This window comes from Arsenicicoccus cauae (assembly GCF_043162025.1).
Taxonomy (GTDB): Bacteria; Actinomycetota; Actinomycetes; order Actinomycetales; family Dermatophilaceae; genus Arsenicicoccus; species Arsenicicoccus cauae.
In genome coordinates this window covers 1,544,531-1,560,317 of record NZ_CP171001.1, presented here as the reverse complement: position 1 = coordinate 1,560,317, position 15,787 = coordinate 1,544,531, and the positions used below count along the sequence as shown (strand labels likewise).

16 protein-coding genes, 1 tRNA gene and 1 riboswitch are annotated in these 15,787 nt (G+C 72.2%); of the genes, 5 read left to right on the top strand and 12 right to left on the bottom strand.

Features of this window, described 5'->3' with window-relative positions:
• Nucleotides 1-275: 275 nt before the first annotated feature.
• A tRNA-Arg gene (locus ACF3NS_RS07365) sits at nt 276-348 on the top strand.
• A 17-nt stretch (nt 349-365) separates the two neighbouring features.
• Here the strand turns inward: ACF3NS_RS07365 and ACF3NS_RS07360 are convergent.
• The 4 genes from ACF3NS_RS07360 to ACF3NS_RS07345 all read right to left on the bottom strand — a co-directional run bounded on the left by ACF3NS_RS07360 (nt 366) and on the right by ACF3NS_RS07345 (nt 3,888).
• Nucleotides 366-704 (bottom strand): tyrosine-type recombinase/integrase, encoded by a 339-nt coding sequence (locus tag ACF3NS_RS07360; protein ID WP_392468921.1) that lies wholly within the window; start codon nt 702-704, stop codon nt 366-368.
• A gap of 482 nt (nt 705-1,186) precedes the next feature.
• Nucleotides 1,187-2,020: an NlpC/P60 family protein gene (locus tag ACF3NS_RS07355; RefSeq protein WP_311966378.1), complete on the bottom strand. Its 834-nt coding sequence runs from the start codon at nt 2,018-2,020 to the stop codon at nt 1,187-1,189.
• Nucleotides 2,021-2,168: riboswitch (cyclic di-AMP (ydaO/yuaA leader) on the bottom strand. It abuts the gene before it with no gap.
• 179 nt (nt 2,169-2,347) lie between these two features.
• Nucleotides 2,348-3,070 (bottom strand): metal-dependent transcriptional regulator, encoded by a 723-nt coding sequence (locus ACF3NS_RS07350; RefSeq protein ID WP_392468919.1) that lies wholly within the window; start codon nt 3,068-3,070, stop codon nt 2,348-2,350.
• A 98-nt stretch (nt 3,071-3,168) separates the two neighbouring features.
• Nucleotides 3,169-3,888 carry a pyridoxal 5'-phosphate synthase gene (locus ACF3NS_RS07345; RefSeq protein ID WP_392468917.1) on the bottom strand — a complete coding sequence of 240 codons (720 nt, stop codon included), beginning with the start codon at nt 3,886-3,888 and terminating at the stop codon, nt 3,169-3,171.
• Between the two features lie 48 nt (nt 3,889-3,936).
• Between ACF3NS_RS07345 and ACF3NS_RS07340 the strand changes: the two genes are divergently transcribed.
• From ACF3NS_RS07340 to serC, 3 genes are all read left to right on the top strand, one after another.
• Nucleotides 3,937-4,311, top strand: coding sequence for a hypothetical protein (locus tag ACF3NS_RS07340; RefSeq protein WP_392468916.1), 375 nt, complete (start codon nt 3,937-3,939; stop codon nt 4,309-4,311).
• Nucleotides 4,312-4,318: 7 nt separating this feature from the next.
• The gene (locus tag ACF3NS_RS07335) at nt 4,319-5,392 is read left to right on the top strand and encodes a citrate synthase 2 (protein WP_392468913.1); all 1,074 of its coding nucleotides are present in this window, start codon (nt 4,319-4,321) and stop codon (nt 5,390-5,392) included.
• Between the two features lie 147 nt (nt 5,393-5,539).
• Complete coding sequence (gene serC, locus ACF3NS_RS07330; RefSeq protein ID WP_392468910.1) at nt 5,540-6,661, top strand: phosphoserine transaminase; 1,122 nt, start codon at nt 5,540-5,542, stop codon at nt 6,659-6,661.
• A gap of 102 nt (nt 6,662-6,763) precedes the next feature.
• On the opposite strand, the gene ACF3NS_RS07325 is transcribed toward serC, so the two are convergent.
• From ACF3NS_RS07325 to ACF3NS_RS07310, 4 genes are all read right to left on the bottom strand, one after another.
• The gene (locus ACF3NS_RS07325; protein WP_392468908.1) at nt 6,764-8,062 is read right to left on the bottom strand and encodes an MFS transporter; all 1,299 of its coding nucleotides are present in this window, start codon (nt 8,060-8,062) and stop codon (nt 6,764-6,766) included.
• Entirely contained in the window at nt 8,059-8,517 is a 459-nt protein-coding gene (locus ACF3NS_RS07320; protein ID WP_289032721.1) for a MarR family winged helix-turn-helix transcriptional regulator, read from the bottom strand. Before ACF3NS_RS07320 ends, ACF3NS_RS07325 begins: the two co-directional genes overlap by 4 nt.
• Nucleotides 8,518-8,616: 99 nt before the next feature.
• Nucleotides 8,617-9,270, bottom strand: coding sequence for a deoxyribose-phosphate aldolase (gene deoC, locus ACF3NS_RS07315; protein WP_154592293.1), 654 nt, complete (start codon nt 9,268-9,270; stop codon nt 8,617-8,619).
• A gap of 79 nt (nt 9,271-9,349) precedes the next feature.
• A complete protein-coding gene (locus tag ACF3NS_RS07310) occupies nt 9,350-10,846 on the bottom strand; it encodes an NCS2 family permease (protein ID WP_392468904.1) in 1,497 nt (498 codons plus the stop codon).
• Nucleotides 10,847-11,070: 224 nt separating this feature from the next.
• On the opposite strand from ACF3NS_RS07310, the gene ACF3NS_RS07305 reads away from it, so the two are divergent.
• Complete coding sequence (locus ACF3NS_RS07305) at nt 11,071-11,313, top strand: DUF2530 domain-containing protein (RefSeq protein ID WP_288800186.1); 243 nt, start codon at nt 11,071-11,073, stop codon at nt 11,311-11,313.
• Nucleotides 11,314-11,470: 157 nt separating this feature from the next.
• On the opposite strand, the gene ACF3NS_RS07300 is transcribed toward ACF3NS_RS07305, so the two are convergent.
• The 4 genes from ACF3NS_RS07300 to ACF3NS_RS07285 all read right to left on the bottom strand — a co-directional run bounded on the left by ACF3NS_RS07300 (nt 11,471) and on the right by ACF3NS_RS07285 (nt 15,626).
• Nucleotides 11,471-12,511, bottom strand: coding sequence for a DUF3027 domain-containing protein (locus ACF3NS_RS07300; RefSeq protein ID WP_392468901.1), 1,041 nt, complete (start codon nt 12,509-12,511; stop codon nt 11,471-11,473).
• A 3-nt stretch (nt 12,512-12,514) separates the two neighbouring features.
• A complete protein-coding gene (locus ACF3NS_RS07295) occupies nt 12,515-12,913 on the bottom strand; it encodes a cold-shock protein (protein WP_288799737.1) in 399 nt (132 codons plus the stop codon).
• Between the two features lie 105 nt (nt 12,914-13,018).
• A complete protein-coding gene (locus ACF3NS_RS07290; protein ID WP_392468900.1) occupies nt 13,019-13,957 on the bottom strand; it encodes an aldose 1-epimerase family protein in 939 nt (312 codons plus the stop codon).
• Nucleotides 13,958-13,967: 10 nt separating this feature from the next.
• Entirely contained in the window at nt 13,968-15,626 is a 1,659-nt protein-coding gene (locus tag ACF3NS_RS07285; RefSeq protein ID WP_392468898.1) for an AMP-binding protein, read from the bottom strand.
• Nucleotides 15,627-15,787: the final 161 nt, after the last annotated feature.

The following is a 15,787-nucleotide window of genomic DNA, read 5'->3' as shown; positions in this document are numbered from 1 at the left end:
ATGCAGGGGGAGAGAATCATGCGCCCCGCTAGTTGAATGATCAGCAATGAGACGCCAAAGGTCAAGACTGGCGAGTAACCAGGGCCGAAGTTCGCCCTCTTGACACATCACACCCTTCTCGATCTCACCCTCCGTGTCCGCCCCGGGGCCACCTCCGCTGGCTCGATCAATACCCCTCGGGCGGCGTCGTATGACGAACCACCCCGGACGCTGTCCGCGCCCCGCCCGCGGCCATGACAAGATAGGTGCCCGTGGCCGGCGCTGCCGCCACCCCCGCCCTCGTAGCTCAGGGGATAGAGCACCGCTCTCCTAAAGCGGGTGTCGATGGTTCGAATCCATTCGGGGGCACAGCACATCACCGCAGTTCAGAGCCCTTTTCTAGGGTCGATCGTTAGCACATCGAGGGCCTGGGACGGCACTGTGGCATGTTGTGGCACACCAGTGCGCAGGGCCAGCCCGTCGAGAGCCCGTCCGACCGCATCGAGGTCGTCAGGGAACAACCCGGCGTAGACGTCCAGGGTCATGGCCGCCGAGGCGTGCCCGAGCATCTGCTGCACCGCCCTGACGTTGGCCCCGGCCGCGATCGCCAGCGAGGCCGCCGTGTGCCTGAGGTCGTGCGGGGTGAGGTCGGTCAGGCCCGCCCAGTCGAGGGCAGGGTCGAAGACCCGCCGCCGCCAGTTGTTGAGGCGCAGCGGACCACCCATGGGCGCGAATCACAAGAATCTGCTCGTCGAGCCTGACGATCACGCGGTCGGTCGTTCCCGCGGGGGCCTGTCGACCAAGGTCCACCAGCTCTGTGACGGCAACGGCCGGCCGATCATGGGGCTCCCCGGTCCCGGGCAAAGGCAGGGTCACACGCGTCGGGCACGGACGGCCCCGGACCACCCTGGCCGCGGTCATGGCCGACAAGGCCTCGAGCCCGGCCGGCCGGAGCAGCGCTCGTCCCCAGAGAGGTCGCCGGAGCCTACGACCTGGGTCGTAGGCGTATCCCGACCAAAGGTTGATGCGCGCCCGCGCCTGGCCCGGCAGACTGGTGACTACACGGCAGGGGCCGGGCACGCTGCGCCGGGGGGACGCAGCGTGCCCGGCGCCTCCGGCGCCGACAGGGGGGATCGGCGAGCAGCACGACGAAGCCCCCTCCGAGGCGGAGGGGGCTTCGTCGTGCTGCTCGAGAGGGCTCGACCGATCAGGCGCGGCCGTAGCTCACGTTCTTGCTCCAGATCTTGTGCAGGCCCGTGGTGCGGCCGGTGCGCGGCGAGTCGTACATCATGCCGCCGCCGGCGTAGATGCCCACGTGGAAGGCCGGGGAGCCGAAGAACACGAGGTCGCCGGGCTGCGGGGAGGACACGCGACGGGTCGCGCGCTGCTGAGCGGCAGCGGTGCGCGGGATGGACTTGCCGTTGGCGCGGAAGACATAGCTCGTGAAGCCCGAGCAGTCGAAGCCGGCCCTGGTGGTGCCGCCGTAGCGGTAGTAGATGCCGGACAGGCTCGCGGCGGTGCGGAGCACGCCACCGCCGGCGACGGCGCGGGGAGCTGGGTTCGCGGCCTTCTTGACGACCTTGCGCGCGACGGTGCGGCGCACGGCGGTGCGGGAGGCGCGGGTGTAGGTGCGGTTGACGCGTCGCACCGCGGTGCGACGGTAGGTGCGCGAGGTGCGGGTGTACTTGCGCTTGGTGGTGTAGCGCTTGCGCTTGACCGTGGCCTTCTTGCGCTTGACGGCGGTGCGCTTGGTGACGGTGCCGCGGACCTTCTTGAGCTTGGACTTCTTGACCCCGGCGAGCGAGACGCGGCCGAGCTGGCCGACGGCGGCGACGGAGGGGGCAGCGACGCTGACCGGAGCAGCGGCAGCGGTCGGGGCAGCCGTGGCAGGCATCGACGCGGCGATGACCATGCCACCGGAGGCGGCAACCACACCCGCGACCTTGGTGGCCGGGGCGGCGGCGTGCTTGGCGGCCTTGATCAGGAGACTGGCGGACGTGACGTCGGCAGCGCGGTGCCGACCGGGGGTGCGAATGGACACAATTGACCTCTCGAACGCCTACGAAGTTAGCTGTCGGGTTCGGGCGGAAAGGTGTGACGCCCGGCCACGTGAGTGGCTTCACCCCGGGACGCTTGCGCGCCAAGGTGGGTCCCCCGCTCCTGTCAGCGGAAGTAAGCAGAACAGCAGAAGTGACAGGACTCGGCGTCTCCTGCTGCAGCCCCTCCAGGGGGAGAGGGGCCGTGAAAGAAGGTAACGGACACCCCCGGGATTGTCACGTTCAGATCACAGCCAGATGAATCACGGACGCGGCGACGGTGTAGGGCTGCTAGCGCCCGCACCAGACACACATGCGTGCGACAACCACTCTCAGTCGGACGTCACGGTGTCCACGAAGACATGGCTCGCGACATCAAGTGGGAGCGAAACGCCTTGCGAGTCCGTGGAGCTCACGCCAACGACGATCACCCGGTCGCCCTCGGAGGTGACCCGGACGCGGCCGCCCGGCAGCGCACCGGCCGCCGTCAGGAGCCCCAGCGCCTCGTGGTCGACCTGGACCGGCTCACCGATGCGACGGACGGTGACTGTGACCGAGGTCACGGAACCATCCGGGGAACCACCCACGACGGAGTGCAGCGGGAGGAGCCCGGGGTCCTTGCCGTCGGTCCCGACCGACCCCAGCTCGTCCAGCCCGGGGATGGGGTTGCCGTACGGCGAGACGTGGTCGTCCCCGATGAGGGCCAGGATCTTGCGCTCCACCCGCTCGCTCATGACGTGCTCCCAGCGGCACGCCTCGTCGTGGACGTGCTCCCACTCCAGGCCGATGACGTCGAGGAGCAGGCGCTCGGCAAGGCGGTGCTTGCGCATCACGCGCATCGCCCGCAGGCGGCCGTCGGGGGACAGCTCGATCTCGCGGCTGCCCGCGACGTGCAGGAGACCGTCCCGCTCCATGCGGGCGACCGTCTGCGAGACCGTGGGCCCGGCGTGACCGAGGCGCTCGGCGATGCGGGCGCGCAACGGCTTGACGCCCTCCTCCTCCAGCTCGTAGATCGTGCGGAGGTACATCTCGGTCGTGTCGATCAGGTCAGTCACGGGACAAGCCTGCCACGGGCGCCTGTGTAAGTCCTTTGCGCCGCGCACGCCACGGCTCGGCCCGCCGCACGCGGGCCAGACGGGCGCGTCCGGACAGATCAGGGCATCTTGCGGTGACGCCGCCAGGACGCGGCGTCGTCGAGGTCGCCCTCCCCCACCCTGCCGTAGGCGATGCGGTCGTGCAGGCGCGAGGGCTGCCCCGCCCAGAACTCGATGTGGTCGCAGGCGATCCGCCACCCGCAGAAGGACGGCGGCATGGGGATCTGCGCCTCCTGCCCGTCCCGGGTGAACCGGGCGGCCTGCTCGGCATGCCGGCGTCTCAGCTCCTCCCGGCCGCCGACCGGGGCGGACTGCTCGGAGGCCCAGGCGCTGACCTGCGAGCCCCACGGCCGGGTGCGCCAGTAGCCCTCGAGCTCCTCGCCGCCGAGCGGCACCGCGAGCCCCCGGAACCGGATCACCCGGTAGAGCGCAGACCAGCGCAGCGTCGCCGCCACGTGCGGGCGGACCGCGATCTGGCGCGCCTTGGTGGAGCCGCTGTCGGTGATGAAGCCGGGGCCTGCCGGCGTGAAGAACTTCATCAGGACCGGCCGCACGTCGGGGACGCCGTCCGCGTCGACCGTGGCGAGGTCGAGGCAGTCGGGCTCGGTGCGGCCCCCGCTCGACGCATCGTGCGCCACCGCCTCCGCCAGCCAGGTCGACGCCAGCGACCAGGGGCTGTCCTCGAGGGTCGCCTCATCGAGCCCCTCCCCCACGTAGTCGACGCGGGTGATGCCCTGCACCCCGGCGCCGCGCGCGTCGGGCACGTCCTTGTCCGTCATACCCCGAGACTAGGCTGACCCGGTCACCGCGTCCTGAGGAGGTCCGCCATGGCACGAGGCAAGGTCGGCGCCGTCAACAACCTGGTCAAGCTCGGCGTCAAGTACGGCCCGATCGTCTACGAGGCGGTCAAGCACGGCAAGGAGCCCGCGCGCGAGCTGGCCGAGCGGCAGGTGGCCCGCAGCAACGCCCGCCGGCGCGCCCTCGAGCACGCCCACCATCTCGTCGACGGCTCGGTGCTCACGGTCTTCGACGGGGACCAGCGACTGTTCGTCGTGTTCAACGGCGACACCCCGGTGGCATCGCACCCGGCGAGCAGGAAGAAGACGCTGCAGGCGCTGATCGAGGGCTACGACCTCGACAAGCGCGTCCGGCCCGCGCCCCGGCGTCGCCTCGCGCCGAGGGTCCGGCGCACGGGCGGGTGATCGCGAGGTGTCCGGCACAGCCGACGTCGTGACCGAGATCGCGGAGGCCGACCGGGAGGGCGGCATCCTGCGCTACCGCGGCATCGACCTGCGCGAGCTCGTCGGTCACGTGCCGTTCGAGCAGGTGTGGGGGCTGCTCGTCGACGAGGCGCTGCACCCCGGGCTGCCGCCCGCCGAGCCGTTCCCCCTGCCGGTGCGCACGGGCGACGTGCGCGTGGACGTCCAGAGCGCCCTGGCCCAGCTCGCGCCCGTGTGGGGCTTCCGCCCGCTGCTCGACATCGACGCGGCCCAGGCCCGCGAGGACCTCGCCCGGGCCTCGGTGATGGCGATGTCCTTCATCGCGCAGTCCGCGCGCGGCGAGGACCTGCCCGCCGTGCCCCAGCGCGAGGTCGACCGCGGCCGGTCCATCGCCGAGCGCTTCCTGATCCGGTGGCGCGGCGACCCCGACCCGCGGCACGTCGCGGCGATCGACAGCTACTGGGTCACCGTGGCCGAGCACGGCCTCAACCCCTCGGCGCTCACCGCACGCGTCATCGCCTCCACGGGCGCCGACGCCGCGGCCTGCCTGTCCGGAGCCGTCGGCGCGATGAGCGGTCCCCTGCACGGTGGCGCCCCCCGCCGCGTCCTGTGGATGCTCGAGGACGTCGAGTCCGGGGAGCCCGCCGAGCGCGTGGTCCGGTCGGTGCTGGCCGAGGGCGGACGCATGATGGGCTTCGGCCACAGCGTCTATCGCGGCATCGACCCGCGCGCCGACGTGCTCAAGGCGGCCTGCCGGCGCCTCGGCGCCCCGCACTACGCCGCCGCGTGCGAGCTCGAGACCACCGCTCTCGCCGCCCTCGCCGCGCGCAACCCCGACCGGGTCATCGCGACCAACGTCGAGTTCTGGGCCGCGGTCCTGCTCGACTTCGCCGAGGTCCCCGCGACCATCGTCACCCCGATGTTCGTGTGCGGCCGCACGGCCGGCTGGTCCGCCCACATCCTGGAGCAGCAGCGGGCCCGCCGCATGATCCGGCCCACGGCGCGGTATGTCGGACCGCCCCCACGACGCCTCGCCGAGGTCGACACCGGTGACCCCGCCTGACCCGTGCCCCGCCACCGCGACAGTGGGGACGTTCGTGCTCGGTGGGCGGGCACGAACGTCCCCATCCAGGGCGGACCGGCCTGACGGCGCCGTCCGGATCTCGGCGGCCCGCCCGCGGCCGCGGCATACGGCTGGGAGGATGCCCGGGTGACCACCGAGATCCTGCTGCCTCCCGACCTGCTCCCCTCCGACGGGCGCTTCGGCTCCGGCCCCAGCAAGGTGCGCCAGGCCCAGGTGCAGCGCCTCGTCACCGGCGCCACCACGTGGCTCGGCACCTCGCACCGCCAAGCGCCCGTCCGTGACGTCGTGGGCTCGCTGCGCCGGGGGCTGGCGGACCTGTTCGCGCTGCCCGAGGGCTACGAGGTCGTGCTGGGCAACGGCGGGTCGACGGCGTTCTGGGACGTCGCCGCGGGCGGCCTGGTGCGCGAGCGGGCGCAGCACGTCGTGGTCGGCGAGTTCTCCAGCAAGTTCGCGCAGGTCACGCGGGAGGCGCCGCACCTGGCCGAGCCGTCGGTGCGCGAGTCCGCGCCCGGGACCCGGACCGCGGCGGTGGCCGAGGCGGGCGTCGACGCCTATGCCTGGCCCCACAACGAGACCTCCACCGGCGTGATGCTGCCCGTCGAGAGGGTGGCGGGCGCCGACGAGGACGCCCTCGTGCTGGTCGACGCCACCTCCGGCGCGGGCGGCCTCCCGGTGGACCTGTCCCAGGCCGACGTCTACTACTTCGCCCCGCAGAAGTCCTTCGGCTCGGACGGTGGGCTGTGGGTGGCGGTGCTGTCCCCCCGCGCGGTCGAGCGGGCGCACGAGCTGGCCACCACCGACCGGTGGGTCCCCGCCTCGCTGTCGCTGACGACCGCGATCGAGAGCTCGCGCAAGGACCAGACCTACAACACCCCCGCCCTCGCGACCATCGCCATGATGGAGGAGCAGGTCCGGTGGTTCCTCGCGCAGGGCGGCCTGCCGTGGGCCGCGGGACGCACTGCCGACAGCTCCTCGCGGCTCTACGCGTGGGCCGAGCGCACGCCGTGGGCGACGCCGTTCGTGGCGGACCCGGCCGCCCGTTCGCAGGTCGTCGGCACCATCGACCTGGACGAGACCGTCGACGCCGCCCGCGTGTCAGCGGTGCTGCGCGCCAACGGGATCGTCGACACCGACCCCTACCGCAAGCTCGGGCGCAACCAGCTGCGGATCGCGATGTTCCCGGCGGTCGAGCCGGACGACGTCGAGATCCTCACGCGGGCGATCGAGCACGTCGTCGAGCGTCTCTGACCGGGGTCGGCGGAGCCGCTCAGCGGACCAGCGAGCCGTAGGCCGCGAGGGCCAGGCACACGGCGATCACGATCAGCGTCGCCGCGCGACGCACGCGCGGGGTCATCGGGTCACCACCTCTGCCAGGTCGTGGTCGTGGGGCTCGAGCTGCTCGGGGTGCACGACCTCGAGCCTGCGGCTGCCGGGGCGGCGCCGCAACCGCACGCCGTCCGACACCATGATGTAGGCCACGGCCGCGAGGCACGCGATCCCGGTGGCCACGGCGCCGACGCCGATCGTCCAGCGGGCACCGAAGGTGTCGCCGACCCAGCCGATGAAGGGCGCACCGAGCGGCGTCCCGCCCATGAAGATCGCCATGTAGAGGGCCATCACGCGCCCCCGCATCTCAGGGTCGACGGACAGCTGCACCGAGGCGTTGGCGGTCGTCATGACGGTGAGCGCGGTCAGCCCGCAGGGGATCAGCAGGAGGGCGAAGGCGGCATACGACGGCGCAGAGGCCGCCGCGGCGCTGGCGAGGGTGAAGCCGCCGAGCGCGAGCAGCAGCACCCGCAGCCGCGGCTGAGCCCGGCGGGCCGACAGCAGGGCCGCCGACAGCGACCCGATGGCCATGATCGAGCCCAGCAAGCCGTACTCCTCGGCGCCGCGACCGAACACGGTGGTGGCCATGAGCGCCATCGTGAGCTGGAAGTTCATGCCGAAGGTGCCGAGCATGAACACGATGAACATGAGCAGCATGATGTCCGGCCGTCGCCGGACATAGCCGAGCCCCTCCCGTATGGCGCCTCCGCCGCGTCGCAAGGGCGCCGGGTGGAGGTCGGAGACGCGCAGCCGGGTCAGGCTGAGGATGACCGCCGCGAAGGACAGGGCGTTGACGCCGAAGGCCGGTCCGGTGCCCCAGGCGCCGATGACGACGCCGGCCACGGCCGGTCCGAGCAGGCGGGCGGCGTTGAACGAGGCGCTGTTGAGCCCGACGGCGTTGCCGATCAGGTCGGGGCCGACCAGCTCGGACGCGAAGGCCTGCCGGGTGGGGTTGTCGAGCGCCGCGGCGGCGCCCTGGGCGAGCGCGAGGAGGTAGATCATCCATAGCTGCGCGGTGCCGGTCACGACGAGGAGCCAGGTGAGGGCCGCAGTGAGGCCGAGGGCGGCCTGGGTCCACAGCAGGATGGTCCGCTTGGGGAAGCGATCGGCGGCGGCTCCGGCCCAGGGGGCGAGGAGCACGACCGGCGCGAACTGCAGGCCGGTCACGACGCCGAGCGCCGACGCCGAGTGGTCGGTCAGCTGGGTCAGGACCAGCCAGTCCTGCGCGACCCGGCCCATCCAGGTGCCGACGTTGGAGACGAGGCCGCCGAGGAAGTAGGTGCGGTAGTTGGGGACGCGCAGCGAGGCGAAGGTGGTGCTCATCGGGCGGCCACCTCCAGCAGCAGCGGGGCGGCCTCGGCGAGGACTGCGCGCTGCTCGGGGGTCAGCCCCTCGAGGCGGCCGGCCATCCACGAGTCGCGGCGCCTCCGGATCGCCCTGGCCAGCCCCTCGCCCTCGGGCGTGAGCGACACGAGCACCTGGCGCCCGTCCGTCGGGTGGGGCTCACGACGCACCAGTCCGGCGTCGACGAGGCACCCGAGGGTGCGGGTCATGCTGGGGGCGCTGACGCGCTCGATCTCGGCGAGCTCCCCTGGGGTGCGCGGGGTCTCGAGCCGAAAGAGCACGCTGGCCTGGTGGGGCGCGATGTCATGGGTGCCCTCGTAGCGGATGCGCCGGCTGATGCGCTGGCAGGCGAGGCGCAGGTCGGTGGCGAGGTGGGCGAGGTCGTCGGCCTCGGTGGGGTCGGGCGAGTGATCGGTGAGCGTGTCCTGGGTCATCGTTTCCTTAGCCTAGTTCATTACCTTGGCTAACGATGATCCATCGCCGTTGATTCCCGGCCCGGATGACGGCTGAGCCGGCTGAGCCGGCTGAGTCGGCTAGGCGGGGAAGCCGTCGAGCACGGCCTCGGTGCCGGACAGGCCGAGGCGCGAGGCCCCCGCCTCGATCATCTCGCGGGCCGCCTCGGCCGTGCGGATGCCGCCGGACGCCTTGACGCCCAGCCGGTCACCGACGGTCTCGCGCATGAGCCGGACCGCGTGCGCCGACGCCCCGCCGCTCGGGTGGAAGCCGGACGAGGTCTTGACGAAGTCGCCCCCCGCCGCCTCGGCCGCCTGGCACGTGCCGACGATCTGCTCGTCGGTCAGGGCTGCGGACTCGATGATGACCTTGAGCAGGGCGCCGCGGGTCGCCTCGCGGACGGCGGCGATGTCGCGCTCGACCGCCTCGAAGTCCCCTGCCACGGCTGCGCCCACGTCGATGACCATGTCGACCTCGGCGGCGCCGAGGCGCACGGACTCGGCGGCCTCCGCGGCCTTGACGGCCGAGGTGTGCTTGCCGCTCGGGAAGCCGCACACCACGGCCACCGCGACGGTGGTCGACAGCGGCAGCATCGACGGCGAGACGCACACAGAGAACACCCCCAGCCGCTCGCCGTCCGCCACGAGCTCGCGGACGTCCTCGTGCGTGGCCTCGGGCTTGAGCAGGGTGTGGTCCACCATCTGCGCGACCTGGGAGCGAGTCAGCTGCGTCATACGACTCAGCCTAGTGGAGAGCCTCCCCCCGCCGGGGGCCACCAGTGGCCGAGCGGGGGGGCCGTGCGCCGCCCCGCGGCTACTGCACGCCGAGGGCCGACTTGACGGGGGTGATGCAGAAGTAGAGGACGAACAGCGCGGCGACGATCCACAGCAGCGGGTGGACCTCGCGAGCCTTGCGGCGGGCGATCTTGACGACGACGTAGGCGACGAAGCCCGCGCCGATGCCGACCGAGATGGAGTAGGAGAAGGGCATCAGGACGATGGTCAGGAAGGCCGGGATGGCGATCTCCATGTCGTCCCAGTCGATCCCGGTGACCTGCTGCATCATCAGGAAGCCGACGACGATCAGCGCCGGCGTCGCGGCCTCGTAGGGGACGACCGCGACCAGCGGGGACAGGAAGGTCGCCAGCAGGAACATCACACCCGTGACCACCGAGGCCAGCCCGGTGCGGGCGCCCTCCCCCACCCCGGCCGCGGACTCGATGTAGGAGGTGTTGGAGCTGACCGACCCCATCCCGCCCGCGATGGCGGCGACGGAGTCCACGACCAGGATGCGCTGCGACCCGGGCGGGTTGCCCTCCTCGTCGAGCAGGCCGGCCTCGCCGCCGATGGCGACCATCGTCCCCATCGTGTCGAAGAAGTCTGCGAGCAGCAGGGTGAAGACCAGCAGCGCCGCCGAGACGAACCCGATCTTGCTGAACGACCCGAGCAGGTTGAAGTGGCCGAGCAGCGCGAAGTCGGGGACGGCGAAGGGGTTCTTGGGCAGGGTCGGGACGTTGAGGCCCCAGCCGGTGGGGTTGACGACCTTGCCGCCGGGCCCGGTCTGGGAGCCGATGTGCAGCACCGCCTCCAGGACGATCGCGAGCACCGTCGCGCCGGCGATGCCGTAGAGGATGGCGCCCTTCACGTGGTTGACCATGAGCGCGACGATCAGGAACAGCCCGACGACGAAGGTCAGCAGCGGCCACCCGTTGAGGAAGCCGCCGATGCCCAGCTCGACCGGGGTGGGGCCGCTCGGCTTGCGCACGAAGCCCGCGTCGATCAGACCGATCAGGGTGATGAACAGGCCGATGCCGACCGAGATGGCGGTCTTGAGCTGCGCGGGGATCGCGTGGAACACCGCCTTGCGGAAGCCCGTCAGCACGAGCACGAGGATGATGATGCCCTCGAGGACGATCAGACCCATCGCGTCGGCCCAGGTCATCTGCGGCATCTGGGCCACGCCGTACGCCAGGAAGGCGTTGAGCCCCAGCCCCGTCGCGAGGGCCAGCGGGAAGTTGGCGACGACACCCATGAGGATCGTCATGAGCCCGGCGACCAGCGCGGTGCCGGCGGCCACGAGCATGCGCGCGCGGTCCGGGTCTCCCCCGCCGAGGAAGCCGCCGGTCGAGTCCGGGACGGTACCGATGATGAGCGGGTTGAGCACGACGATGTAGGCCATCGTGAAGAACGTGACGATCCCGCCCCGCACCTCCTGGCCGATCGACGAACCACGCTCGGTGATGCGGAAGTAGCGGTCGAGCCCGCCTGAGGGCGGCGCGTTGCGAGGGGTGCGGGAGGGGGCCTGCGTCATGTCCCCGGATCCTACCGGCGTGCCGTATGCCGCCCGCGCCGGCGCCACCAGGTGACCGCCCGGCGGCGGTACCCGGGTGACGCACGCCGGCCAGGCCTTGCGCCGGCAGGGCCGCGACCCCACAGTGCCCCCGAGTCACTCACGGGCAAGGAGCCGCCGTGGAGCCCGAGGTCGTCCTGCGCGCGCCGGGCGGGAGCTACTGGCCCGGGCACTAGCCTGGAGGCGTGACCGAGCAGCGCCGCCCCATCGACCCGACGACAGTGCCGCTGATGCGGGTGCGCACCGACCGGGTCGTGGCGCTCGGCACCTGGCTGTGGGTCGCCGCCCTCCTGGTCGTCCTGATCGTCCCGGACCTGCACCTCGACTCCCGCGCCTGGTGGCCGTGGGCATGCGTGACGGGGATCGCGCTCGGCGTGCTGGGGCTGGCGTACGTCCGCAGCGGGCGTGGCGCCGACAAGGGCGCCTGACGGCCCGAGGGTCGTCCGGGAGCGTGCACAACTGCTGCACATCTGCAGCGCGCCCTGCTGGGGGCTCGCGAGTTCCGTTGTGGCGCAACACCCCGTCGTACGGACGCGGTCAGGAGTGCAGCAGCTGGTTGCGCGCGGACCGCAGGGCGCGGTCGGCTCAGGCGTCGCCGACGAGCTCGGCCACCCGCTGGGCGGCCGCGTCGGTCGCCGGGTCGGTGCGTGGCGTCGCCGGGCCCGCGGGGGCGCCGGCACGACGCGAGCCGCGCCGGCCGCGACGAGGGGCAGGTGGCGTGGCCTCGGTCACGGGCTCGGGCTCGGGCTGGGCGGTGGACGCCTCGTCCGTCACCTCGGCGGTCGGCGCCTCCTCCGGGGCCTCGGCCACCGTCATCTCAGCCACCGTCACCTCGGCGGTGGGCGCGTCGCCCGGGGCCTCGGCCACCGTCACCTCGGAGGTGTGCGCCACCTCGAGGTCCACCGCCAGGTCGTCCACCACGGGCGGGTCGAGCGGGCGGGGGTCGTGGGCAGGCAGGTCGACCTCGCTGTGCGCGCCGCAGCCGTGGTCGAGGGTGACGACGCGGCCGTCCGAGGGGGACCAGGCGTTGGCGCACACCCCGAAGGACCGGCGCAGGGCACCGGCCATCGGCAGGAAGTACCCGCACGACGAGCAGCGCTCCGGAGCCTTGACGGCGACCTCGGCGGTGGGGCCGTTGTCGCCGTCGTACCAGCGCTGGGCTGCGTCCTCGCGCCCCTCCGCCGACAGCACGCGCTTGCGTCCGAGGCCCAGCTCCCACTGCGCCATCTGGTCGACGTCCTCGTCCCCCGTCGCCTCGAAGCCGGCCTCGAGGTTGGGGTCCTGCTCGACATAGGGGTTGATGTCTCCGGGACCGAGGTCGCCGGGGGCGATGCGCTCGGCATACGGCACCCAGGGCGGAGAGACGATGCTCGTCTCGCTCGGGAGCAGGTGGGTCTCGGAGACGGTGACGTGCTTGGAGCGGGCGACCCGGGTGACCGTCACGGACCACCGCCAGTCGGGGTATCCCGCCGACAGGCACGCAAACTGGTGCGTCGCCACCCGCTCGCCCTCCATCACGACGGCCAGGTGGTCGCCCACGGCCCCGGCCTCGGCGATGCTCTCGGCGGCGGAACGCGCGAGGTCGACCGCCGCGGTCAGCGTCGGGTCGGGCTTGATGGTGGCCATCGGTCAGCTCCCGTCGAAGGTGTCGGCGATCGCCCGCAGGGCGGCCGCGAGCCTGGCGGAACCGGCCGCGTCGGGGTAGCGCCCCTTGCGCAGCTGCATGGACGCCCCGTCGAGCAGCCTGATGGTGTCCTCGACGATGCCGACCATCTCGTCGGCCGGCTTGCGCTTCTTGTCGTGGAGCTTGCGCGCCACCGAGGGTGCCTGGTCCAGGACCGTGACCGACAGGGCCTGCGCCCCCCGCCGCCCGTCCATGACCCCGAACTCCACGCGGGTGCCAGGCTTGAGCGCGGTCGTCCCCTCGGGCAGGGCGTTGGCGTGGACGAAGACGTCGCCCCCCTCGTCGTCGGCCAGGAAGCCGAAGCCCTTGTCCGTGTCGTACCACTTGACCTTGCCCGTTGGCACTGGTCCACCTCGTGTCGATCTCGTCGTTGGCCGGCCCGTGTGCGGGGTCGGCGTCGGGGCGCGTGCATCCTGGTGAGCACGTGCCCTGCCCACCAGGCTAACGGTTCACCAGGGGGTGAGGCCCCATGAGGCCGACCAGGAGCGACCCGGGTCCAGGCGCAGGACGTCCTCACCGGTCCTGAAGGCCTCGGGCGCCGAGGTCAGCGGCTCGACCGCCAGGCCGCTCGTGCGGGCGTAGCCCTCGGGGAGGTCGTGACCGGTGTAGACCTGCGTCCAGGGATAGGCCTGCGCGTCGGCCCACAGCGTGGTGCTGCGGCCCCTGTGGGAGAGGGTGATGCGCCAGCGCCCGTCGTCGTCCGCGGCCAGGCCCGTCATGGCGGTGTCGAGCTCCCGGTCGCCCACGGTCGCCTCGCGCAGGTCCTGGGGCGTGCCGTCGACGGGCCGCAGGCTGTCGGCGACGGTGTCACCGACGAGCAGGAGACGCTCGGGGTCGACGGCGACGTATGACGCAGCGGGGCACCGGATCTCGAGGTCGTCCACCCGGTCCTCCCCCACCGTCAGGTAGGGGTGGGCCCCGACGCCGAGCGGCGCCGCCGTGCTGGCGAGGTTGGTGACGGTGGGGGTGACCGTGAGGCCGTCGTCGCCCACGCGGTAGCCCATCAGCAGGTCCAGGGTCCAGTCCCAGCCCTGCTGCGGGTGCAGGCGGGCACCCAGGGTCACCCGGTCGTCCGCCACGTGCACCGGCGCCCACGGCAGCCACTGCACCAGGCCGTGCAGGGCGTTGTGGCGGGCGGGCTCGGTGAGGGCCAGCTGCCGCTCCACGCCGTCGACCGTGTATCGCCCGTCGCGGATCCGGTTGACCCACGGGATCAGCACGGTGCCCCGCGCGTGCAGGGCCGGCGCGTCCTGCGGCGACCCGGCGACCAGCGGGCGTCCGGCATACGTGCACGACCGCAGGGTCGCTCCGACCTCGGTGACCACCGCCTCGAGGTCGCCGTGCCGGATGGTCCACTGCGCGCCGCTCGGCAGCACCTGCTCGCTCATGCCCGCCACCCTAGGCGAGGACGCCCCGGACGTCGCCGGTCACCCCCTGGTCGATGAGCTCGCCGGCCCGGTCGCGCATCTCGACCTTGCGGATCTTGCCCGTGACCGTCATCGGGAAGCTGTCGGTGATGTGCACGTAGCGGGGGATCTTGTAGTGCGCGAGCTGTCCGGTGCAGAACTCCCGGACGCCGTCCACGGTCAGCGCCGTCGCCCCCTCGCGCATGATGATCCACGCCATGAGCTCCTCGCCGAACTTCTTGTCGGGGACCCCGATCACCTGGACGTCCGCGATGTCGGGGTGGGTGTAGAGGAACTCCTCGATCTCGCGCGGATAGACGTTCTCCCCGCCGCGGATCACCATGTCCTTGATCCGTCCGACGATCGCGCAGTAGCCGTCCTCGTCCATCGTCGCCAGGTCACCCGTGTGCATCCACCGGCCCGCGTCGATGGCCTCGGCGGTCTTGTCCGGCTGGCCCCAGTAGCCCAGCATCACCGAGTAGCCACGGGTGCACAGCTCGCCGGTCTGCCCTCGGGGGACGGTGAGGCCGGTGGCCGGGTCCACGATCTTGACCTCCAGGTGCGGCATGACCCTCCCGACGGTCTCGGTGCGGCGGCGCAGGTCGTCCTCGGTGCGCGTCGACGTCGACACCGGCGAGGTCTCGGTCATGCCGTAGTTGATGGCCACCTCGGCCATGTTCATCCGGTCGATGACCTTCTTCATCACCTCGACCGGGCACGGCGAGCCGGCCATGATCCCCGTGCGCAGCGTCGACAGGTCGTAGCGGTCGAAGTCCGCCAGCCCGAGCTCGGCGATGAACATCGTCGGCACGCCGTAGAGGCTGGTGCAGCCCTCCTGGGACACCGCCTCCAGCGTCGCCACCGGGTCGAAGGTCGGGGCGGGGATGACCATGGCGGCGCCGTGCGAGGTGCACGCGAGGTTGCCCATCACCATGCCGAAGCAGTGGTAGAAGGGCACCGGGATGCAGACGACGTCCTGCTCGGTGTAGCGGATCATCTCGCCGACGAAGTAGCCGTTGTTGAGGATGTTGTGGTGCGAGAGCGTCGCGCCCTTGGGGAAGCCGGTGGTCCCCGAGGTGTACTGGATGTTGATCGGGTCGTCGGCGGACAGCTGCGCCATCCGCGCGTCGAGGTCCTCGTCGCTCACCGCGGCGCCCGACGCGGGCAGCCGCTCCCAGGACTCCTCGCCGAGGTAGGCGACCTGCTCGAGGTCCGGGCAGTCGTGGCGGATCGACTCGAGCATCTGCTGGTACATCGAGGTCTTGTAGGACACCGCGCTCACGACCATGCGCATGCCGGACTGCTTGACGACGTACTCGAGCTCGTGGGCGCGGTAGGCGGGGTTGATGTTGACCAGCACGACGCCCGCCTTGGCGGTGGCGTACTGCACGATCGTCCACTCCGGGCAGCTCGGCGACCAGATGCCCACCCGGTCCCCGCGCTCGAGCCCCGCGGCGACCAGGCCCTTGGCGACCTCGTCCACGGCGGCGTCGAGCTCGGCATACGTCCAGCGCCGTCCGCTCTGCACGTCCACGAGCGCCAGCCGGTCCCCGAAGCGCGCCACCGTGCGCTCGAGGTTGTCGCCGATGGTCTCCCCGAGCAGCGGGGTGTCGGAGGTGCCGGAGGTGTACGAGAGCGTCGTTGCCGTCATGGCTCGCAGTCTCGTGTCCCCCGCGGACGGCGGCAAGGGATGGCGCGCCAAACGGTGCGGTCCGCGCCACCAGCGGTCCTCCCTCACGTGGCCGCCCCGCCCCCGGCGAGGGCATCGACCGGCCCTCGTCCCCCAGGTCGATGGCCCCGCCCCCGGCAGGT